The following is a 21,260-nucleotide window of genomic DNA, read 5'->3' as shown; positions in this document are numbered from 1 at the left end:
ACCGCCTGCGCCAGCGCGGGCAGCAGCAGGCGCCAGACATGGGCCTCGGGCGTGGCCTGCAGCAGCTCCGTCATCGCGCCCACGGGCCAGCCGCCGCCGGGCAGTTCGGCGTCGAGCGCGGCATGCCCGGTGGCCACGACCTGCGCGTCGGCCAGGCCGAGTTCGTCGGCGTGCCAGACGCCGCGGCCCGCGGCGGTGGAAAAGGAGTCGAGGAAAGGGAGGCCCATGATTGCAGTTGTTAACTGTATTTTTATACAGTATTTCCCAGGTCGCAACCAGCGATCGATTTACCTGCGAAGGCCCGCGCCTTAAGATCGGTTTATTAACAATTAGTGACCATGAGACACAAAAAGATTCACCTGCGGTTTCTGGCCCTCGCCGCGCTCGCCACCCTCGTCTGTGCAGGGGCGCCCGCCTCGGCCCAGCCCGCCAAGCCGCTCCTGATCGGCCAGACCTACGTGCAGACCGGCCCGCTCGCGTCGCTGTCGACCGAACCGCTGGTGGGCATCCGTGCCATGTTCACCGCGCTGAACGCGAGCGGCGGCGTCAACGGCCGCCCGGTCGAGCTGCGCCAGCTCGACGACGCCTACGACCCCGCCAAGGGCGCCGAGAACGTCAAGACCTTCGCGAAAGACGGCGCCATCGGCGTGCTGATGCCCATCGGCACCTCGTCGGCGGTCGGCGCGCTGAAGGCGGCCAACGAGCTGAAGATTCCCGTCGTAGGCCCCTACACGGGCGCGGGCCCGGTGGTGAAGTTCAGCGAGTTCGGCTTTCCGGTGCGCATCAGCTTCGACGAGGAATACAGCCGCATCGTGAACCACCTGTTCACCATCGGCCTGTCGCGCATCGCCTTCGCGCACAACGACAACCCCGGCGCGCGCTCGGCGATGGAGAGCACGCAGAAGTTCATTGCCGAGCGCGGCGACAAGATGGTCGGCAGCGTGGCCATCAAGAACGACGGCTCCGACGCGGCCGAGCGCGCCGCCGAGCTGGCCAAGCTCAAGCCCAAGGCCGTGGTGCTGTCGGCCACCAACGACGTGGCGGCGAAGTTCATCGCGGCCTACCGCGCGGCCGGCGGCGAGACGGCGTTCTATTCGTTCTCCTTCCTGAACGGGCAGAAGCTCTTCCAGGACATCAAGAAGGACGCGGCCGGCGTGGTCATCTCGCAGGTCGTGCCCTACCCGTGGAACAGCGCGATGCCGGTGATTGCCGAGTACCAGGCGGCGATGAAGAAGATCGGCATGACCGAGTTCAGCTACGCCAGCCTGGAGGGCTACGTCACGGCCAAGGTCATGGTCGAAGGCCTGAAGCGCGCGGGCGCCAACCCCACGCCCGAGTCGCTGCAGAAAGGCCTGGAGTCGTTCAAGACGCTCGACCTCGGCGGCATCGCCGTGTCGTACCGGCCCGGCGAGCACCGCGGGCTGACCTTCTCGGAGCTGTCGATGCTCAAGGCCGACGGGCGCTACCTGCGCTGAGCCCTTCCGCCCGCCGGCATGGCGGGCGCAGAATTTCGTTCGTGACGACGCCCCTCACGAACGCACACCCTTACGCCCTCACGCGCGCCCGGTTGCTCCGACTGGGCGCAGCCCTGTGCGCAGGCGCCGCGCTCCCCTCCTTCGCCCAGCAGCCACCCCGCAGGCCCGCGATGCAGATGACCACCCGCCCCATTCCCTCCACGAAGGAAGCCCTGCCGGTCGTCGGCTGCGGCACCTGGATCGGCTTCGACCGGCGTCCCGGCACCGACGAATACGGGCGCCTGCCCGGCGTGCTCGATGCGCTCTTCGCGGCCGGCGGCACGGTGATCGACAGCTCGCCGATGTACGGCCGCTCCGAGGAAACCACCGGCGAACTACTGGCCGCCGCCAAGCTGAGCGCCAGGCCCTTCCTCGCGACCAAGGTCTGGACCTCGGGCCGCGAAGCCGGCATCGCGCAGATGGAACAGTCGTTCACCCGGCTTCGCACGCCGCAGATCGACCTGATGCAGGTGCACAACCTCGTCGACTGGCGCACCCACCTCGCCACGCTGCGCGGCTGGAAGGAGAAAGGCCGCGTGCGCTACATCGGCATCACCCACTACACCGCCTCGGCCTACGACGAGGTCGAAGCCGTGCTGCGCGCCGAGCAGCTCGACTTTGTGCAGATCAACTACTCGCTCGATGCGCGCGATGCCGAACAGCGCCTGCTGCCGCTCGCGGCCGAGCGCGGCGTGGCGGTGATCGTCAACATGCCCTTCGGCGGTGGTGGCCTGCTGCGGCGCCTGCGCGACAAGCCGCTGCCCGCCTGGGCCGGCGACATCGGCTGCACGAGCTGGGCGCAGGTGTTGCTGAAGTTCGTGCTGAGCCATCCGGCCGTGACCTGCACGATCCCGGGCACGGGCCGTGCGGAGCACATGACGGACAACGCCGCGGCCGGCGCCGGCACCTTCCCCGATGCCGCCTTCTGGCGCCGCGAGGCCTCTTCTATTCGAACTTGACGTTGTGCTCCCGCACGGTCGCGCCGAAGGCGTCGTACTGCGTGCGGAAGAACTCGGCGAACTTCGCGGGGCTCATGCCGTAGCCCTCGAAGCCCTGCTGCACCAGTTGCGCATGCACGTCGGGCCGCTTGAGCGTGTTCTGCAGTTCCTGCGAGAGCCTGTCGGTGATCTCCTTCGGCAGCCCCGGCGGCCCGAAGAAGCCGGCCCAGGGCGTGATCGTGAGCTTGCCCAGCCCCAGCTCGCCGCCCGTCGGCACATCGGGCAGCAAGCCGCTGCGCTGCGGCAGCAGCGTGACCAGCGCGCGGATGCGCCCCTCCTTCACGAAGCCCGGCGCCAGCGTGCCGGTGGTGAACATCATCTGGATCTGCCCGCCCAGCAGGTCGGTCATGGCCTGCATGTCGCCCTTGTAACGCGCGTTGACCACCTTGCGCTCGCCGAGCAACTGCAGCATCGCGAGCTCCGAGGCGCTGTTGCTCGATGCCGAATTGAGCGCCCCGGGCTTCGACGCCACAAGCGCCAGCAGCTCGTTCACGCTCTTCACCGGCAAGCTCGACGGCACCACGAGGAACATCGAGAACTGCCCCGCCGAGCTGATCGGCGTGAAGGCCTTGAACGGGTCGTAGGGCGAGGTCGGCCGCAGCGTGGGCGCGGCGACCATCGCGGTGTTGGTGCCCATCAGCAGCGTGTAGCCGTCGGGCTTGGCCGATGAAGTGGCCTGCGCCGCGAGCACGCCGTCGGCGCCGGGGCGGTTCTCCACGATCACCTGCTGGCCGAGCTGTTTCGACAGCCCCTCCGCGATGATGCGCGTGAGCGAATCGGCGCCGCCGCCCGCGGCAAAGCCGACGATCAGCTTCAGCGGCTTGTTCGGGTACGCGTCGGCGCTCCAGGCCGCCGCGCCGGGCAGTGCCGTGGCGGCGAGGGCCGCGAGAGTCAAGGTTCTGCGTCGCATGAAAGCCTCCTTGTTCAGAAGAGGTGCCGCACGCCGAACTCCCACCCCGACGAGCGCATCCCGCCCGCCGGTGCGCTGCCGCCGCTCACCACGTAGCGCGCCTGCCCGCTGTTCATCAGCCGCGCATAGGTGCCGTACAGCGCGGTGCGCCGGGAGAGGTTGTGCACGTAGCCGATGCCGAACTGGCGCGCGTCGTCGCGGTTGCGCGGCATGCCGTTGGCGTTGCGCAGGCTCTCGTCGCTGCGGTCGTCCAGGTAGGCGTAGCTCACGCGGATGCGCCCGACCTCGAAGGCCGGGACGTGCGCGCCGATCTCGACGGTGTTCTTGCGCACCGTGCCGGCCGCGAGCTTCACCGTCACCTTGTTGTAGAGCGCGAAGAACTTCGCGAAGCCCGCGTCCCACGAACCGCCGATGTTGGCGTGCGTGTAGTTGCCGATGGTGGAGGTGGCGTTGAAGTGCGAGCGCGTCACGGCCGCCGCGATGTCGAACGCGCCCGAGGCGAAGCCGAAGCGCGCGCCGCCGAAGTTGCCGTCGTCGCGGTTCGGCGCGGTGGAGTTGTTCTCGCCGGTGCCGATCATCGCCATGCCGTAGAAGCCGCCCAGCTTGGCCGGCAGCCAGTAGCTCACCGTGTTGCTGCCGGTGATGGCCGTGGGCAGCGGCCCGGTGCCCGCGCCGGCGAAGGTGAGGTTGCCCGCGCGCGCCACGCCGTTGGCATTGAAGGGGTCGAAGTAGATGCTGTTGTAGTGCGTGGGAATGAAGTCGTGGCCCAGCCGCACTTCGCCCAGCGAATCGTGCGACAGGCTCACGAAGGACATGCGGTCGAAGGTGATCGGCCCCGCCGGGCCCGCGCCGCTCGTCTGGTTGTTGGTGTTGCTCGGCCGGCCAGTGCCCAGGTCGGGGTTCAGGCTGCCTTCGAGCCAGAAGCCCGCGCGCAGGCCGCCGCCCAAATCTTCGGTGCCGCGAAAGCCGATCCGGCTGGTCGAGAGACCGCCGTTCGACAGCGCCTTGACTGAGCCGCCGCCCTCGCCCTTCGTGTACTGGACGCCGAGGTCCATCACGCCGAACACGGTGACGCTGGATTGCGCGTGCGCCGCACCGCTGCTGGCCAGGCCAATGGCCGACCACATCAAAAGTCTCTTCATGGTTTCTTGTCTCCTGCTCTTTTTTGGGTTGAAAACTTGGATCGCGCGCAGGGCTACGCCACCGGGTGCGCACGGGGGGTGCGCACCGGTTGGCGAAGGCCGGGGTGAAAAAGGTCTAGCTGGCGGGCTGCGGGCGCTCGGTGCGCACGAGCACGGCCCCCTTGGACAGCGGACTCACGTTGCGCCGGTACTGCTGCAGCCAGCCGGTGTCGAAGGCCGGCGGCGGCGCCTGCCAGTCGGCGCGGCGCGCGGCGAGTTCGGCGTCGGTCAATGCGATGTCGAGGCGGCGCGCGTCGAGGTCGATGGTGATCACGTCGCCGTCACGCACGAGGCCAAGCGGCCCGCCGAGCGCGGCTTCGGGCGACACCTCGGCCACCACGAGGCCCTTGCAGACGAGACCCGAGAGATGCCCGTCGGTCAGCAGCGCGACCTGGTCGCCCAGCCCCGCGCCATCGACCGCGAAGACCACGCGCGATGCGCCGCCGCCCATGGCCGGTCCGCCGCACGCGCCGGCGCCACGCATCACGACCACCTGGCCCGGCACGATCTCGTGGTTCTTGATCGCGGCGATGGCGGCGTCCGAAGTCCAGAAGCACACGGCCGGCCCGGTGAAGCGCCGCACCTTGCGCTCGGCGATGCCGGTCTTGATGAGGCCCGACTCGGGCGCGAGGTTGCCGCGCAGGAGCACGATGGCCGGCAGCGGCGCGACCGGGCGGTCGATGGGGCGGATCACCTCGGCGTCCCTCACTTCGGCGTGGCGCAGGTTGTCGGCGACCGTGCCGCCGGTCACCGTGAGCGCGCCCGTGTCGAGCAAGGGCGCGAGCTGTTTCATCAGCGCGCGACAACCGCCCGCCGCCTCGAAGGCCTCGATCGAATGCTCGCCGATGGGCCGCACGCCGGCCAGCACCGGTGTCGTGGGGCCGAGGCTTTCGAAGAGGCCGTACACATCGACGCCGCACTCGCCCTCGGTCGATATCGCCTGCAGGTGCTTGGCCGTGTTGAGCGAGCCGCCGACGGAGAGCACCGCGCGCACCGCGTTGGCGAAGGCGCCGGCCGAGAGGATGTCGCGCGGCTTCAGGTCGTCCAGCACCATCTGCACGATGCGCGTGCCGGCCGCGCGCACGTCGTCCATCATCTTCGGGCTCAGCGCGGCCACCGGCGCGCTGCCGGGCAAGGCCATGCCGAGCGCTTCGCAGACGATGTGCATCGAGTTCGCCGTGCCCAGGCCCGAGCACACGCCCGGCCCGCGGATCGCCTCGCGGCTCATGCCCACGAGTTCTTCCACCGGCAGGTGGCCGGTGACCGCGTGCATCGCGCCGATGAACACCTCCTCGATGTCCATGTGCTTGCCGCGGTACTCGCCGCTGGGCTGGTAGCCGCAGGGCACGAGCAATGTCGGGATGTTGAGCCGCGCGGCCGCCATGAGCTGCCCCGGCACCGTCTTGTCGCACGAGGTGAGGCAGACCATGCCGTCGAGCTGCGCGCCTTCGACCGCGACTTCGATGTCGTTGGTCACCAGGTCGCGCGCGCCGAGCATGTAGGCGCCGCGCGCACCCGCGCCGGTGATGAAGTCGCTGGGCGCGGCGGTGCGGATTTCGAACGGCACGCCGCCCGCCGCGCGGATCGCCGCCTTGATTTCCGCCGCCACCTTGTCCAGGTGGCTGAAGCACGCGGCCAGCTCCGAGGAGCTGTTGACGATGGCGATCTTGGGCTTCTCGCAATCCTCTTCGGGAATGCCGAGCGCGCGCCAGTGCGCATTGCGCACCGACCAGAGGTAGGAGCCGCGCGGGAAGTTGCTGCGCAGGGGGCGGGTCATGAACGGTCTCCGGTTTTGTTGTCGTTGTTCTTCCTGGTGATCTCGATCACGCCGCGGTCGGCGTCCACGCGCACCCAGTCGCCGGTCTCGATGCATGCGAGCGGGTCGCGCTCGAAGTCGGTCATCGAGGGCGAGTGCGTCACCACGGCGCCGAGCGCCATCTTGGTCGTCATCTCGTTGAACAGGAACGCCGCAGGCGCGGAGTTCATGAGCCGCGTCATGTGGAACATCGCGGACCAGCCCGACGAGCCCTTGGCGCCCGGGAACACCAGCACCTTGCCCGCGAAGCTCTGGCCGCGCAGTTCGTGCCGCGTCTCGATGACGGTGCCGGTGCGCGGGTCGATGCCGCCCCAGCCCGAGATGCGGTCGCGCGTGACCAGCGCCTCGCCTTCCGCAACGCCGCCGACCACCTTGCGGCCGCGGATCACGATGGTCTTCTCTTCGGTCATGACTGCGGCGTTCATGCGTAGCCCCCGTTCCAGCGGCCGGTGCAGGCCGCATCGATGCATTCGGCCGTGCTGCCGAACCACGCCTGCACGCCGAGGATGGCGGGCAGGTAATGCGCCTGCTTGGCGGAATCGAGCGCCACGGTCTTCGTGCCCTTGGGCACGGCGCGGCTCATGGCCGAGCAACTGTCGGTCATGAGAATGCCGCCCGCGTCCTCGATGATCTTCGTGTAGCCGTTGCGGTCGGCCAGCGACTTGATGGCGCGCGGCGTGAAGATCCACAGCTCGCAGTCGGGGTGCACGTGGCGCCCTTCGATGAGCTGCGCGGCCTCCCAGATCTGCTCGATGGTGTAGTGCGGGCAGCCGAGCATCACGTACTGGACTTCGGCGTCCTTGCCGGTGACGTTGATCTTTTCGTAGGTCGCGCGGCGCTCGGCCTCGCCGTAGCGCAGCACCTCGATGGGCGCCTTTCCGCCGAGCGCCTGCGCCAGCGTCAGCGCCTCGGGCGTGACGCCGGCGATGTGGTACATCTCCACGCCGCCCGAGGACGAGGCGGCCGCGCCGAAGTGCTTGAGCCGCGGCAAATTCGGCACGCGGCCGATGCCGCGCCGGCTGTGCACCACCGGCACGCGCTCCTGCACGTGCTCGCCGATGTAGTAGCCGAGCAGGCCCCAGTCCTGCACCGACTCGACCTCGATGTCGAGCTCGATCACATGGGTCGCGCGGCGGTTCTCTTCGAGGTGGTAGCCCCAGTACGGAATGCGGCCGGTGAGCATCGCCGCGCCCGTGCTCTCGCGGCCTTCGGTGTTGGTGCGCGCGCCAAGCACCGAGTTGCAATACACCACCGCCGACGATTCCATCCACGCGCAGTGCTCGCCGCGCGTCGGGATGTTGCCCACCTGGTAGGGCGTGCAGGTGTTCATGATCTGCGCGCCGAGGCCGGCCGCATGGCGCTCGCTCTTGTTGTAGAACTGGACGATCTCCTCGCTCACGCCCATGCGCTCGGGCTGGCCCGGATCGAAGCCCAGCTGCAGGTGGCTCGTGAAGACCTTGAACTTCGGGATCTCGACGGTCTCCTGGCTGTCGAGGCTGAATTCGGAGAACACCGCGTCCATGCCGCCGCCCTTGGCGAGCGCGAAGTCGCGCTGGAAAGGCGTGGTCGAGGTGATGGTGGCGCAGACGTTGCGCGTCTCGACCAGTCGCTCGGCGCCGAGGGCTTCGCCGTAGCGCATCAGCAGGTCCATCGCCTTCTGCACGGCCGGTCCGTCGCGGCCGTCGTACATGGCTTTTTCTTCATCGCTCAGGTGCATGACCTGTGTCTCCGTTCTTCTGTCGCCGTGGGGAAGGGTCCCCGGCCGGGTTGCTAACCCGGCGAGGGTGAAGGCACGTGGCCGCCGATGTCGCGCGCGATGGTGAGCGCGATGTCGTGCAGCCGCGGTGCGAGTTCGTTGCGCAATCTGTCTTCGGTGAACACGAAGGCGGCGCCGCCGCCGTTGAGCGCCATCACCTCGCCGTCGGGGCCGATGAGCGGCACCGACACCGAGTTGATCTCGCGGTGGAATTCGCCGAGCGAGAGGCAATAGCCCAGCCGCTTGGCTTCGCCGATGGCGCGCGTCATGGGTGCGGCGATGCCGTCCCACTCGGGGCCGCGCAGGAGGCGCATCGAATCGACCAGCTGGTTGCGCTGCGCATCGGGCAGCGCCGAGAGGTACGCGCGGCCGAGTGCCGAATTCGGCAGCGGCGCGCGCGAACCTACGTCGAGCCGCGCCGAGAGCATCGACGAGCGCGGGCGGCAGGCTTCGATCAGCACCATCTCCATGCCGTCGCGCACCGCGAGGTAGACGGATGCACCGACCTCCTCCGCCATCGCCTGCATGCTGGGCCGCGCGGCGGCGCGCACATCGAGGCTGCCGAGGAACACGCGCGAGAGCGACACCACGCCCGGCCCGAGCATGAAGCGGTCGGGCGCCTGCGCGGGCTTGAGCATGCCCAGCGAGAGCAGCGTCGCGACCAGCCGGTTGACCGTGGGGCGCGGAATGCCGGTGATGCGCGCGACGTCGGCGTGGCCGAGCACCGGGCGGTCTTCGCTGAAGCAGCGCAGCACCGAGATGCCGCGCTCCAGCGCGCTCACGGTGTCGGAACGTTCGCCGCGCGAATCGGAGGCATCGGCCGCGGAAAGAGAGCTGTCGTTTTTATCGGTGGACATGGAAGGACCCTTTGAACGCTTTGCAAGACTCTGCAATGTAGAGGCTCGCGAAAGGAGGTCGGCCGGGTTCATGGCAAAAAAGGAGCCGGGTCAGGCGCTGGCTTCGGCCGCGACGGAGGCCGCGCCCTGCCCGGCTTCGCCCCCGGTGCGCAGGTACACGCCCTGCGCCAGCAACGCGGACTGCAGCGCGCCGGTATCGACGAAGCGCGGCGCGATGCCGCCCTGCGACGCCAGCGCCGCCGCCACGCCCGCGGCCTGGCCCGTGATCCAGCACTGCGGAATCTCGCGCATGAAGCCGTGCGAGTTGCGATCGCACGAGATGTGGCGCCCGCAGGCCACGAGGCCGTCGAGCTGCTGCGGCACCAGCGCGCCATAGGGAATGGAGATGTTCGGGAATTTCGGCGACACCGCGGGCGTCACGCCGATCTCGTCCGCCAGCGCCACGCCGTCGGGCCACTGGCTGCGCAGCACCGCGCCCACGCCGGTGAGGCGCCGCGCATGGCGCACGCCGATCTGCGGCGCGCTCAGCATCAGGTAGGCGTCCTCGAAGCCGGGCGCGTGCGCCTTGAAGTAGTCGAGGTGCGCGGCCATGGCGCGGTGCGAGCGCACTTCGACGGCCGTGAGGTCGTCCACGTCGAGCGCCGAGTAGCCCGACTGGCGCGGCCCCATGAAGAGCGCCACGTCGTTGCGCCACGAGACGAAGGGCCGCTCGAAGAGGCCGAGCTGCTCGCGCCCACGCGCCATGAAGCCGGCGAAGGCCTCGGGCTGGCCGGCCTTGAAGTCGATCCAGCGGTTCATGTCCACGCCGCCGAAAAGCCAGGAGGTGTTCATGCAGTGGTGCACGTCGGCCTCTTCGATGTCGTTCACGTAGGCGGCGCCAGCGCGGGCGAACAGGTCGCCGTCGCCGGTGGCGTCGACCACCACGTCGGCCATGATGGCCATGCGGCCTTCCTTGCTCTCGAAGACCACGCCCTTGACCGCGCCGTCCTGCACGATCGGGATGGCGGCCCACGAGTGGTAGATGAGCTTGACCTTGCGCTCCAGCACGATCTCCTGCGAAAGCAGCTTCAGGCGCTCGGGGTCGATGGTGGGCGACCAGGTGACGATGCCGTGGTAGGCGGCCGTGCGCTGCGACCAGTGCGCGGCCTTGGCCGCGTCCTGCGAGCCCCAGTCCTCGCGCTGCGGGCCGGCGATGGCGTCGGCGGGCAGGCGGTCGAACAGTTCTTCGGCGAAGCCGCGGATCACCAGCTTGCCTTCCCAGTCGGTCATGCGGTCGATCCAGATCACGAGGCCGCCGGTCGACAAGCCGCCCAGGTGGTTGTAGCGCTCGAGCAGCGCCACGTCGGCACCCGCACGGGCCGCGGCGGCGGCTGCGGCGGTGCCCGACGGGCCGCCGCCGACCACCAGCACGCCGCAGCGGTGATAGACCGGAATGTTCTTGCCGGGCTCGGCCCAGCTGCCGTGGTCAGGGCGCTTGACGCGGCTGTCGCGGTCGAAGATGTCGGAGGACAGGATGCGCTCGTCGGTGCGGACGACAGTTTTCATGAGATGGGTGTCTTGGATGGGCTGTTTCGTCGTATTTTGATTTCAATGTTCATTTTGTCAAATACAAAAGCCAGTAAAAGGCGTTTGTTCGGGGTATTCCCTAGTTAATATGGATTTTTATGATTTTCTAAATCAATATCAGGAGAACATTCCAACGGAGACATCGATGAAGAGACTCAACGGCACCCGCCGTGCATTCGGCACGGCGCTCGGCGCCGCGGCCTTGCTGGGCCTGGCGCCGCTCGCGTTCGCGCAGGACTTTCCGGCGCGCAACAAACCGATCCGCATCGTCGTGGGCTTCACCGCCGGCGGCGGCACCGATGCGCAGGCGCGCATCGTGGCGCAGAAGCTCGGCGAGGTGCTGGGCACCAGCGTGATCGTCGACAACAAGCCCGGCGCCAGCACCATGCTCGCGGCCAACGAGGTGTCGCGCGCACTGCCCGACGGCTACACGCTGCTGTACGCGCCCTCGTCCACGATGGCGCAGAACCCGCACACCTTCGCGCAGGTGCCCTACGACCCGTTCAAGGACTTCACCGCCATCTCGATGGGCGGGCGCGGACCGCTGGTGCTGTCGGTCAGCACCTCGGTGCCGGCCAGCAACGTGAAGGAACTCGTGGCCTACGTGAAGGCGAACCCCGGCAAGGTGAGCTACGCCTCGTTCGGCGCGGGCACCTCGTCGCACATCTACGGCGAGGCCTTCGTGAAGAAGACCGGCGTCGATGCGGTGCACATCCCCTACAAGGGCGGCTCGGACGCGGCGAAAGACCTGATCGGCGGGCGCGTGCAGTACATGTTCGATTCGGCCTCGTCGGCCATCATCACCTCGGCCACGGGCAAGGTGAAGGTGCTGGCCATCGCGGCGAATGCGCGCATCCCCGCGCTGCCCGACGTGCCCACCTTCGCCGAACAAGGCTACGCAGGGCTGGACCTGCCGAGCTGGCTCGGCTTTTACGGGCCCGCGCGCATGCCGGCGCCGGTGGTAGCCAAGCTCAACGCGGCGCTCACGCAGGTGCTGGCGATGCCGCAGGTGCGCGAGTTCTATCGCACGGGCGGCTACGAAGCGGGCGCCACCACGCCGGAAGAATTCGCCGGCATCACGCGCACGACCTACGAGCGCTGGGGCGCGATGGTGCAGCAGGTAGGCTTGGCCAAGCAATGAGCCCTTCTTCTTTCATCACCCGACGCAGCGCGGCCGCATGGCTTGCGCTGGGCGCGATCGCCTTGCCGCTGTCTTCATTCGCAGCCTCACCCGCGGACTTTCCGGTCAAGGGCCGCAGCATCCGCATCGTGCTCGGCCTGGCGGCCGGCGGCGCCTCCGACGCGCAGGCGCGCTTCGTCGCCAACAAGCTCGGCGAGGTGCTGCAGACGCCGGTCATCGTGGAGAACCGCCCGGGCGCGAGCTTCATCCTCGCGACCGAGGAAGTGATCCGCGCGGCGCCCGACGGCTACACCTTCATGTACGCGCCCTCTTCCGTGGTCGCGCAGAACCCGCAGACGCTGGCGCAGGTGCGCTACGACCCGTTCAAGGACCTCACGCCCATCTCGCTCGGCGCCCGCGGCCCGCTGGTGCTGACAGTGCACACCAGCGTGCCGGCGCGCAACGTGCAGGAGCTGGTGGCGTACATCAAGGCCAACCCGGGGAAGATGAGCTATGCCTCGTTCGGCACCGGCACCTCGTCGCACATCTACGGCGAGGCTTTCGCGCGGCAGGCCGGGCTCGACGTGGTGCACGTGCCCTACAAGGGCGGCGCCGATGCGGCGAAGGACTTCCTCGCGGGCCGCGTGCAGTACTACTTCGACGCGGCGCCCAACGCCATCCAGAACACGGCCACCGGCAAGGTGCGCATGCTCGCGGTGGCAGCCCCCAAACGCAGCGCGATGCTGCCCGACGTGCCCACGATGAGCGAGCAAGGCGTGAGCGGCGTCGACATGGCGAGCTGGCTCGGCTTCTACGGCCCGGCGCGCATGCCGGCCCCGGTGGTCGCCAAGCTCAACGCCGCGCTGGCGCAGGTGCTGGCCATGCCGGCCACGCGCGACTTCTTCCGCCAGGGGGCGTACGAGGCTGAATCGTCGACCCCGCAGCAGCTGGCCGACCTCACGCGCACGACCTACGACCAGTGGGCCGAGACCATCCGCAAGCTCGGCCTCACGAAGCAGTAACGGGTCGCGACGGCGAAGTTCAGCCGAAGAACTTCAGCAGCCGCGCATTGGTCTCGTCGGCGCGCTCGTACTGCACCCAGTGCCCCGCGCCGTCGATCACCACGCCTTCGCGGCCGGGGCCTTCGCTGGCCAGTTGCGCCACCAGCGGACGCGAATCGGCGGTGACGTCGAACTCGCCCCACAACAGCAGCGTCGGCACGCCCAGCGCGTCGATCGCGGCCTGCAGCCCGCCCGAGAGCGACACCTCCTTGCTGCGAAAGCGTGTGCCGTGGCACGAGAGGTCGTGGATCTCGAAGGCCAGCGGATCGATGGCGGCCGGCGCGTGCAGCATCAGCGCGCCCAGGTTGTGCATGAGCGCGGCGCGCTCGGTCTCGCGGTCGGGGGCGGCGCGCCAGTTGATCATCTCGACCGTCATGCGGCGCAAGGTGCCGTGGCCGCCGCTGCCCATCAGCGCCAGCCGGCGGATGGCGCCGCGCCGCACCGCGAAGCGCGCGGCGGTGAGCCCGCCGAACGAGAAGCCGCCCAGGTCGATGGGCGTGCCGGTGCCGATGAGCGCATCGAGCGTGCCGCCAAGCGCGGCCAGGAGCGGCACCAGCGCGTCCTCGCCGGGCGCCACGCGCGGCAGCGCGTCGGAATCATGAAAGCCGGGCATGTCGGGCAGGAGCAGCGTGCGCTGCGCCGACAGCGCCTCGGCATTGCGCAGCCAGTGCATCCAGCTGCCGTGGCCGCCGTGCAGCAGCACGATGGGCGGCTGCGTCGTGTCGGTGCCGAAGCGGCGCCAGCGCACGCGCACGCCGTCGTGCACCGGGTCGTGCGAGGTGGACAGGGCTTCGATGCGGGCGATCTGGCGCCGGGCTTCGGCGGATTCGTCGGGGGTGGGAAGAGCGGGCGTGGGCATGGCTTCATTCTGCCGCGCGGCCCGCGACCTCACGCCGCGCCGAAACGGTAGCTCGACACCACGAGCCCGCCCATGAAGGCGTCCTCGTGGTAGACGCGCTCGCCGACGTCGCCTTCGGCCGCGCCCACCGCGACCATCAGCGGAATCAGGTGCTCCTCGCGCGGATGCGCCATGCGCGCCGACGGGGCCGAGGCCCAGTCCTGCAGGCGCTGCACGCGCGCCCGCGGCGTGGCCTGCACAGCGGTTTCGTCGAGCCAGTCGCCGAAGGCCTTCGACACGCCGTGCGCCTGCGGGCCGAAGTTGCGCAGGTTGTGATAACTCAAACCACTGCCGACGATGAGCACGTTCTCGTCGCGCAGTGGCGCAATCGCGCGACCCAGCGCCAGGTGCTCGGCCGGGTCGAGCCCGCGCCGCAGCGACAGCTGCACCACCGGCACCTCGGCGTTCGGGTACATCGCGGCCATCGGCGAGAACATGCCGTGGTCGTAGCCGCGCTCGGGGTCGATCTGCGCCGGCAGGCCGGCGGCGGCGATCAGCGACTGCACGCGCTGCGCGAGTTCGGGCGAACCGGGCGAGGCGTAGCGCACCTGGTAGGTGTGGGCCGGAAAGCCGCCGTAGTCGTAGATCATGGGCGGGCGCGGGTTTCCTTGCACGGTGAACACGGGCGACTCCCAGTGCGCCGAGACCATGAGGATGGCGGCCGGCGTGCGGCCGATCTGGCGCGGCATGTCGGCCAGCGAGGCGGCGAGCTGGTCGTAGGTGGCGCCCATCTCCTTCTTCATCCAGGGCCAGGGGCCGCCGCCGTGCGAGATGAAGTACGTGGGCAGGCGGGAAAGAGGGGTGGTGTCGTGGGTCAAGTCGATGCTCCTTGAGGCGTTGGATCGACTGTAGACATTTCCTTTCAGGAAATCGACAGGCTACGATGCATCGAATCCTTTCTTCACAGGAAATCATCGATGGACCGCATGACCAGCCTGCGCGTGTTCCGCGAGGTCGTCGAGGCCGGCAGTTTCGTGGCGGCGGCCGAGCGGCTGGGCCTGTCGGCGCCGATGGCCAGCAAGCACGTGGCGCAGCTCGAGAAATCGCTGGGCGCGCGACTGCTGCACCGCTCCAGCCGCCACCTCAGCCTGACCGAGGCCGGCACCGCCTGGTACGAACAGAGCCGCCGCGCGCTCGACCTGCTCGACGCGGCCGAGGCCGCCATCGGCCAGACCAGCGACGCGCCGCGCGGCCAGCTCAAGGTGAGCGCGCCCGTGTGGTGCGCCACGCCGCGCTTTGCGCGCGTGCTGGCCGACTACCGCGCGGCGTACCCCGAGGTGCTGGTCGACATGCACCTGGAGAACCGCAAGGTCGATCTCGCGGCCGACGGCTACGACCTGGCCTTGCGCGCCACGCAGGAGCCCTCGCCCGCGCTCATCGCGCGGCCGCTGTGCCGCGTGCCCTTTCATCTTGCGGGCACGCCGGCCTACCTGAAGCGCCACGGCGCCCTGCCCGCGGTGCCGGCCGACCTCGCGAAGCTGGGCGCGATCGTGCCCAGCTACGTGAACCTGGACAACCTCGCGCTCAAGGGACCGGGCGGGCGCATGTTCCCGCTGCGGCTCACGCCCGCGATGCGCTCGGACGACACCACGCTCACGCTGCACGCGGTGCGCGCCGACATGGGCATCGCCTACCTGCCCGTGTGGCTCATCGACGACGACCTGGCGCAGGGTCGGCTGGTGCGGCTGCTGCCCACGTTCGAGGCCACGCCGGTCACGCTGTTCGCCGTGTACACGAGCCGGCAGTACATGTCGCCCAAGCTGCGAACTTTCATCGACTTCCTGAGCGAGCGGCTGGGAGGCATGGAAACAAAGGCAGCACGGGCCGACGACACCAAGACACGACGCAGCTGAAGGCTTGCTGAAGGCACCGGCCGCGAACGCACCTTTTCGGGGCAAGGTCATGCATGCAGGGCTACAGTCGAAGGCTCTCCTGGAGACCGATTCCTTGTTCCGCTTTTTCGAAAAACTCCTTACCCCTTATCCCGCCGCCGAACCCGCGCTGCCGCCCCAAGGCTTCTTCGCCTTCTTGTGGGCCTGCACGCACGGCGTGCGCGGCAAGATCGCCGCGATGGCGGTGCTCACGGCGGTGATGTCGACCTTCGAGGCCGCGCTGTTCGCGATCCTCGGACGCATCGTCGACTGGCTAGGCGGCCAGGTACCCTCGCGGCTGTGGGCCGAGCGCGGCGACACGCTGCTGTGGCTGGCCGCGTTCCTGGTGATCAGCATCGGCGTGGTGGCACTGCAGACCATCGTGAAGCACCAGACGCTGGCGGTGAACCTGCCGATGCGCCTGCGCTGGAACTTCCACCGCCTGATGCTGGGCCAGAGCATGGCCTTCTACCAGGACGAGTTCGCGGGCCGCATCACGGCCAAGGTGATGCAGACCGCGCTGGCCGTGCGCGAGACCGTGTTCGTGCTGGCCGACGTGCTCGTGGCCATGGGCGTGTACGTGGCCACCATGATCATCCTGGTGGGCGTGCTCGACGCGCAACTGGTGTGGCCCTTCGTCATCTGGCTGGCGCTGTACATCGCCTCGCTGGTGTACTTCGTGCCGCGCCTGGGCAAGGTCGGCAAGGCGCAGGCCGACGCGCGCGCGCTCATGACCGGGCGCGTGACCGACGCCTACACCAACATCGCGACCGTCAAGCTGTTCTCGCACACGCAGCGCGAGGCCGGCTTTGCGCGCGACGCGATGCGCGAGTTCATGAAGACCGGCTACGGCCAGATGCGGCTGGTGAGCGCCTTCGAGATCGTCAACCACACGCTGAGCATGGGCCTCACCGCCGGCATGGCGGGCATGGCGCTGTGGCTGTGGTCGCACGGCACGGTGGGCGTGGGCGCGGTGGCCGCCGCCACGGCGATGGCACTGCGGCTGCAGGGCATGTCGCACTGGATCATGTGGGAGATGACCAGCCTGTTCGAGAACATCGGCACGGTGCAGGACGGCATGAAGACGCTGTCGCGCCCGCGCACGGTGCTCGACGCGCCCCATGCCACGGTGCTCGACGTGCCGCACGGCGAGGTGCGCTTCGAGCAGGCGAGCTTCCGCTACGGCGACGCGGGCCGCCGCGTGATCGACGACCTGAACCTCGTGGTCAGGCCCGGCGAGAAGATCGGTCTGGTCGGCCGTTCGGGCGCCGGCAAGTCGACGCTGGTGAACCTGCTGCTGCGCTTCCATGACCTGGAAAGCGGCCGCATCCTCATCGACGGGCAGGACATCTCGAAGGTCACGCAGGATTCGCTGCGCATGCACATCGGCATGGTCACGCAGGACACCTCGCTGATGCACCGCTCGGTGGCCGACAACATCGCCTACGGCCGGCCCGACGCCACGCTGGCGCAGATCGAAGCGGCCGCCAGGCGTGCCGAGGCGCACGACTTCATCCAGACGCTGGGCGACGCGGGCGGACGGCGCGGCTACGAGGCGCATGTGGGCGAGCGCGGCGTGAAGCTCTCGGGCGGCCAGCGCCAGCGCGTGGCCATCGCGCGCGTGATGCTGAAGGACGCGCCGATCCTGCTGCTCGACGAAGCCACGAGCGCGCTCGACTCCGAGGTCGAGGCCGCGATCCAGCAGAGCCTGTACACGCTGATGGAAGGCAAGACCGTGATCGCCATCGCGCACCGGCTCTCGACCATCGCCGCGATGGACCGGCTCATCGTGCTCGACGAAGGCCGCGTCGTCGAAGAAGGCGACCACCGCACGCTGATGGCCCAAGGCGGCCTGTATGCGCGGCTGTGGGCGCACCAGAGCGGCGGCTTCCTGGGCGACGGGCTCGAAGAAGACGAAGCCCTGCGCGCCTGAGCGATCGTCAGGTCGGTGACGTACCGGCCTCGTACAGCGCGACGTACTCACCCGACGGCGGGATCGGCTTGATGATGTCGATCAGCACGCCGTTCGGGTCGCGCGTGATGAAGTGGCGCTGGCCGAAAGCCTCGTCGCGCAGCGACAGCAGGATCGGCAGGCCGGCCGCCTTCAGGCGCTCGTGCACCGCGTCGGGATCTTCCACCTCGAAGTTCAGCAGCAACCCGCCCGCCACCTGCCCGCGCGCTTCGGCGGGAATGGTCGTGTGGCTGCCGTCGAGCACGGCGAGGTTCACCGAGGCATCGTCCGCCAGCTGCAAGTGCACGTACCAGTCGGTCGTGAACAACGACACAAACCCGAAATGCGCCTGGTAGAAGGCCGCGGTGCCGGCCACGTCGTTGGTCATGATCACCGGGTAATAGCTCGTCACTTTCATGGGGTGGCTCCTTCGTGGATAAAACGTACAAACTGCATGTAAGTTAAATATTAATCCACAAACAGACTGCATGTAAATTAGGGTCATGGCCAAAACCCCGGCACGCACCAACCGCGAACGCACCGAAACCACCCGCCTCGCCCTGACCGAGGCGGCCCGCACGCTCTTCGTCAGCAAGGGCTACGGCGACACATCCACCCCCGAGATCGCCATGGCCGCCGGCATCACGCGCGGGGCGCTGTACCACCACTTCAACGACAAGCGCGACCTGTTCCGCCAGGTGCTGCTGCTGGAGGCGCAGGCGGTCGCGGCCGACATCGATGCCGCCACGCCCGACGAGCTCGGCCCGCGCGAGGCCCTGCTCGTGGGCAGCGAGGCCTACCTGAAGGCGATGACGGTGCCGGGGCGCACCCGGCTGCTGCTGATCGACGGGCCGGCCGTGCTCGGCCTGGCGGAAATGATGTCGATGGACGACGCCACTTCGGCGAACTCGCTGCGCCAGGGGCTGGCGCGCGCCGGCATGGGCCGCGGCGAGGTGTCGCTCGACGCCCTCGCCCGCCTGCTGTCGGCCGCCTTCGACCGCGCGGCCCTGGAGATCGATGCAGGCGCCGATGCCGCCAAGGTGCGGGCCACCATGCTGTGGCTGCTGGAGCAGGCGCTCCCACCCAAGAGGAACTAGACCGCGCCTCGACCGCCCATGCGCACGGGCCACTTGGCGACGGTGCCGCGCTGCATCGATTCGAGCGTGGTCTGCGTGAACACGTTGATGCTCACGTGCCGCGCGAGGTAGTGCTCCAGCACCAGCCCCAGCAGGTACGGGCTCGTGCCCGAGAAGCCTTCTTCGTCGACGCTCAGCGTGCACTGCACGCCGCGCCCGTAGATCAGCGGCCCCGCGCCCGGCAGGCGCCGCGTCACGGGTTCGATGCGCGAGCCGACGAGGCAATCGATCTGCCGGCGCAGCACGTCGTTGTCGGCGGTGACGAACAGCCGCAGCATGTCGCGCAGCGCCTGCGCGCCCTCGCGGTGCGGCATGTCGGCCAGCGGCAGGTGGTTGAAACCCAGCTGGCGGATCAGCCGCCATGCGATCTCGCGCTGCGCGAACGGCGACTTGGGCGTGCTCGGCGCACGGATGAGGCCCACGGCCGACACCGGGATCGAATCGGCCACCGCGAGGTCGGCCTGCCCGTTGCGCGGCACGAGGCACGGCAGGTCGCGGTTGGTGAGCATCGCCTTCACCGACAGGTAGCGCAGGCTCTCGGGGTACGGCGCCTCCTGCTGGTCGACCAGCGACAGGAACACCTCGGTGCCGATGTAGGGCGTGCGCGTGCCGTACTTGCGCGCCGTTTCGGAGACCAGCCGCGGCTCGCGCCGCACCGAGAAGTAGCGGCCGTGGTTGCCCTCGTCTTCGTTGAGCGTCTGGTAGAGCGGGCGGAAGTCGATCTCGGCCGTGGTGCGCGCCTGCTGGCCGGCGATGCGCTGCACCGAATACACCTCGAAATCCATCGGCCGCGAACGGTCGGGCACGAGGTGGAACTCGGTCTGCGCGCTGTCGAGTTCGATGCGGTCGGTGCGCCGCTCGAACAGGTTGACCACCGGCGTGCTGAACAGCGCGAACTGCGCCGCATCGACCAGCGCCCCCAGCGCGCCGGGCGGCTTGCTCAGCAGCACGACGATCTCGACCTCCTTGCCGGGAATGCGCGCCAGCCCCGGCGCGAGCTGCGTGAGCGTGAAGAAGTAGAAGCGCTCGGGGCACGCGAAGTATTCGTGCAGCAGGTTGTGGCCGTGGAAGGTGTTCCATGCCAGCGGCAGCAGGCCTTCGCCCGGCCCCAGCCCTTCGTGCACCAGTGCGCCTTCGGTCACCACGTGCGGCCGGTCCATCAGCTGGCCGGGCTCGCCGATGAAGGTCGCGACCGCCGAGGTGTGCAGCAGCTCGAACAGGTGCGACGCCACCTGCTCGTTGCCGCGCAGGTAGATCGGCAACCGATCGAGCCCCGACAGTGCCGAGAACCCCATCTCGCCCACGATGCGCAGCCGCAGGCGCAGCGCGCCCGTCACCTGCACGTGCGGCGGCACATAGCGCTCCAGCGCCGGGATGTCGGGCGGCGCGCCGGTGAGCCGCGCCTCGGCGATCTCGAAGGGCCACAGCGTCACGTCCTGGCTGGAGCGGAACTCGCACGGCGTCTGCTCGCCCGCGGGCACGCGCGCATGGAAGGCCGTGCCGCGCGGCACCACGAAGCCGCGCGTGAAGTCGCCCTCCTTCACGCTGGGATGCAGCTGCGCCACGGCCATCGACGGCGTGGGGCTCAGGTAGTTGGGGTACAGCACCTCGAGCAGGCGCTGCGTGAAGCGCGGAAATTCGGCGTCGAGCTTGATCTGCATGCGCGCCGACATGAAGCTGAACGACTCGATGAGCCGCTCCACGTACGGGTCGGCCACCTCGATGCCGTGCATGCCCAGGCGGCGGGCGATCTTGGGGTGCGAAGCGGCGAACTCGCTCGCCGCCTCGCGCATGTAGACGAGTTCCCGGTTGTAGTACTCGAGGAGTTGCGGGTCCATGACGGTGAGCCTTCCCTGGCGTGGTTGAAGTAAAGGAGAAATGAAAGACAGACAGGCTTCAGTCCGCCGCGCCGACGATGCGCATGCGGTTGGTCTCGAGGTCGACCGCGCTTTGCACCGTGAAGGCCAGCGGGTACGGCTTCAGGTGGATGAGCGCGCGGATCTCGAACAGCAGCACGTTGTAGGCCTCGGCCGCGCCGTCTTCCTTCATGAGCGGCACCACCTGCACGCTGTCGGGAATCAGCCGTGGCTCGTAGTCGCGGATGGCGCGGCGGATGATGCGTTCGATGTCCGCCCACTTGCGCTCCGACAGGTAGCTGCCGGCCAGCGGCGGCACGCCGTAGTTCACGGTGGAAGACGCCGCATCGGCATGGCGCGTGCGGTCGATCAGGTCTTCGGCGTTGGTGGTGTTGAACAGCAGGGCCAGGTCGCGCTGGATGATCTCGCGCATCCGGGCCGGCGTGGCCGTGTACTCCGACGGCAGCTCGGTGGTGCGGCTGGGCGCGTCGTCGCGCAAGCGGTCGAACAGCGTGGGCAGCAGCTGTGCGTTGACGCGCGGCACGGCGGGTGCATCGGGCCCGCGGGGCGCGCGGGCGCCGGGGTGCGCGGGGTGGGAACCTGTGAACGGGGATTGCTCGGTGAGCCGCATGACCTGGCCTTTTCTGGAAGGGGCAGAGTCTTGCGTGGATGCCCGCCGCTCATTGCAAACAATGGTCACACAGCGGGCCGGCGCGCACGCCCACGCCCACGTCCACGCCCATCCCGGGCATTTGTCGCCGTGTGCGCG

General features: G+C 69.0%; 19 protein-coding genes and 1 pseudogene. 7 read left to right on the top strand and 13 right to left on the bottom strand.

Going from position 1 to position 21,260, the window contains the following annotated elements:
* A pseudogene (locus VBO01S_RS15070) lies at positions 1-227 on the bottom strand (translesion DNA synthesis-associated protein ImuA); the annotation flags it as partial.
* 111 nt (positions 228-338) lie between these two features.
* Here VBO01S_RS15070 and VBO01S_RS15065 point away from each other — a divergent pair.
* Together VBO01S_RS15065 and VBO01S_RS15060 are read left to right on the top strand one after the other, a co-directional pair.
* A complete protein-coding gene (locus VBO01S_RS15065) occupies positions 339-1,475 on the top strand; it encodes an ABC transporter substrate-binding protein (protein ID WP_062475674.1) in 1,137 nt (378 codons plus the stop codon).
* A gap of 170 nt (positions 1,476-1,645) precedes the next feature.
* Positions 1,646-2,473, top strand: coding sequence for an aldo/keto reductase (locus tag VBO01S_RS15060; protein WP_218005400.1), 828 nt, complete (start codon positions 1,646-1,648; stop codon positions 2,471-2,473).
* On the opposite strand, the gene VBO01S_RS15055 is transcribed toward VBO01S_RS15060, so the two are convergent.
* The 7 genes from VBO01S_RS15055 to VBO01S_RS15025 all read right to left on the bottom strand — a co-directional run bounded on the left by VBO01S_RS15055 (position 2,460) and on the right by VBO01S_RS15025 (position 10,577).
* On the bottom strand, positions 2,460-3,422 hold the full coding sequence (locus VBO01S_RS15055) for a Bug family tripartite tricarboxylate transporter substrate binding protein (RefSeq protein WP_062475671.1): 963 nt from the start codon (positions 3,420-3,422) through the stop codon (positions 2,460-2,462). The two genes, VBO01S_RS15060 and VBO01S_RS15055, sit on opposite strands and share 14 nt — an antisense overlap.
* 14 nt (positions 3,423-3,436) lie before the next feature.
* Complete coding sequence (locus VBO01S_RS15050; protein ID WP_062475668.1) at positions 3,437-4,564, bottom strand: porin; 1,128 nt, start codon at positions 4,562-4,564, stop codon at positions 3,437-3,439.
* A gap of 115 nt (positions 4,565-4,679) precedes the next feature.
* On the bottom strand, positions 4,680-6,380 hold the full coding sequence (gene ilvD, locus VBO01S_RS15045) for a dihydroxy-acid dehydratase (RefSeq protein ID WP_062475665.1): 1,701 nt from the start codon (positions 6,378-6,380) through the stop codon (positions 4,680-4,682).
* Positions 6,377-6,844 (bottom strand): aconitase X swivel domain-containing protein, encoded by a 468-nt coding sequence (locus VBO01S_RS15040; RefSeq protein ID WP_062475662.1) that lies wholly within the window; start codon positions 6,842-6,844, stop codon positions 6,377-6,379. Before VBO01S_RS15040 ends, ilvD begins: the two co-directional genes overlap by 4 nt.
* Positions 6,841-8,136, bottom strand: a complete 1,296-nt coding sequence (locus tag VBO01S_RS15035; protein ID WP_062475660.1) for an aconitase X — start codon at positions 8,134-8,136, stop codon at positions 6,841-6,843. The genes VBO01S_RS15040 and VBO01S_RS15035 overlap by 4 nt, the downstream gene beginning before the upstream one ends.
* A 53-nt stretch (positions 8,137-8,189) precedes the next feature.
* Positions 8,190-9,032 carry an IclR family transcriptional regulator gene (locus VBO01S_RS15030; protein ID WP_062475657.1) on the bottom strand — a complete coding sequence of 281 codons (843 nt, stop codon included), beginning with the start codon at positions 9,030-9,032 and terminating at the stop codon, positions 8,190-8,192.
* A 90-nt stretch (positions 9,033-9,122) separates the two neighbouring features.
* Positions 9,123-10,577, bottom strand: a complete 1,455-nt coding sequence (locus VBO01S_RS15025) for an FAD-dependent oxidoreductase (protein ID WP_062475654.1) — start codon at positions 10,575-10,577, stop codon at positions 9,123-9,125.
* A 166-nt stretch (positions 10,578-10,743) separates the two neighbouring features.
* Here VBO01S_RS15025 and VBO01S_RS15020 point away from each other — a divergent pair, with 166 nt between their 5' ends.
* Together VBO01S_RS15020 and VBO01S_RS15015 are read left to right on the top strand one after the other, a co-directional pair.
* Positions 10,744-11,739, top strand: coding sequence for a Bug family tripartite tricarboxylate transporter substrate binding protein (locus VBO01S_RS15020; RefSeq protein ID WP_062475652.1), 996 nt, complete (start codon positions 10,744-10,746; stop codon positions 11,737-11,739).
* The gene (locus VBO01S_RS15015; RefSeq protein ID WP_062475649.1) at positions 11,736-12,740 is read left to right on the top strand and encodes a Bug family tripartite tricarboxylate transporter substrate binding protein; all 1,005 of its coding nucleotides are present in this window, start codon (positions 11,736-11,738) and stop codon (positions 12,738-12,740) included. The genes VBO01S_RS15020 and VBO01S_RS15015 overlap by 4 nt, the downstream gene beginning before the upstream one ends.
* Before the next feature lie 19 nt (positions 12,741-12,759).
* Here the strand turns inward: VBO01S_RS15015 and VBO01S_RS15010 are convergent, their stop codons facing one another.
* Positions 12,760-13,638, bottom strand: a complete 879-nt coding sequence (locus VBO01S_RS15010) for an alpha/beta fold hydrolase (RefSeq protein ID WP_062475646.1) — start codon at positions 13,636-13,638, stop codon at positions 12,760-12,762.
* 29 nt (positions 13,639-13,667) lie between these two features.
* The gene (locus VBO01S_RS15005) at positions 13,668-14,495 is read right to left on the bottom strand and encodes a DODA-type extradiol aromatic ring-opening family dioxygenase (RefSeq protein WP_062475643.1); all 828 of its coding nucleotides are present in this window, start codon (positions 14,493-14,495) and stop codon (positions 13,668-13,670) included.
* Positions 14,496-14,594: 99 nt separating this feature from the next.
* On the opposite strand from VBO01S_RS15005, the gene VBO01S_RS15000 reads away from it, so the two are divergent.
* Both VBO01S_RS15000 and VBO01S_RS14995 read left to right on the top strand, forming a co-directional pair.
* The gene (locus tag VBO01S_RS15000) at positions 14,595-15,530 is read left to right on the top strand and encodes a LysR family transcriptional regulator (RefSeq protein WP_062475640.1); all 936 of its coding nucleotides are present in this window, start codon (positions 14,595-14,597) and stop codon (positions 15,528-15,530) included.
* 94 nt (positions 15,531-15,624) lie between these two features.
* On the top strand, positions 15,625-17,481 hold the full coding sequence (locus VBO01S_RS14995; protein ID WP_174543666.1) for an ABC transporter ATP-binding protein: 1,857 nt from the start codon (positions 15,625-15,627) through the stop codon (positions 17,479-17,481).
* A gap of 7 nt (positions 17,482-17,488) precedes the next feature.
* Here the strand turns inward: VBO01S_RS14995 and VBO01S_RS14990 are convergent, their stop codons facing one another.
* Positions 17,489-17,917: a VOC family protein gene (locus VBO01S_RS14990; protein ID WP_062475637.1), complete on the bottom strand. Its 429-nt coding sequence runs from the start codon at positions 17,915-17,917 to the stop codon at positions 17,489-17,491.
* Positions 17,918-18,002: 85 nt separating this feature from the next.
* Between VBO01S_RS14990 and VBO01S_RS14985 the strand changes: the two genes are divergently transcribed.
* Positions 18,003-18,596, top strand: coding sequence for a TetR/AcrR family transcriptional regulator (locus VBO01S_RS14985; RefSeq protein ID WP_062475634.1), 594 nt, complete (start codon positions 18,003-18,005; stop codon positions 18,594-18,596).
* Here VBO01S_RS14985 and tssF read toward each other — a convergent pair.
* Complete coding sequence (gene tssF, locus VBO01S_RS14980; RefSeq protein WP_062475631.1) at positions 18,593-20,473, bottom strand: type VI secretion system baseplate subunit TssF; 1,881 nt, start codon at positions 20,471-20,473, stop codon at positions 18,593-18,595. The two genes, VBO01S_RS14985 and tssF, sit on opposite strands and share 4 nt — an antisense overlap.
* A gap of 58 nt (positions 20,474-20,531) precedes the next feature.
* A complete protein-coding gene (tssE, locus tag VBO01S_RS14975; RefSeq protein ID WP_082818151.1) occupies positions 20,532-21,122 on the bottom strand; it encodes a type VI secretion system baseplate subunit TssE in 591 nt (196 codons plus the stop codon).
* Positions 21,123-21,260 lie beyond the last annotated feature (138 nt).

The sequence above is a fragment of the Variovorax boronicumulans NBRC 103145 genome (assembly GCF_001591345.1).
GTDB classification, from domain to species: domain Bacteria; phylum Pseudomonadota; class Gammaproteobacteria; order Burkholderiales; family Burkholderiaceae_C; genus Variovorax; species Variovorax boronicumulans.
Note: the sequence above shows the minus strand (reverse complement) of the source record. Positions and strands in the feature narration are given on the sequence as shown.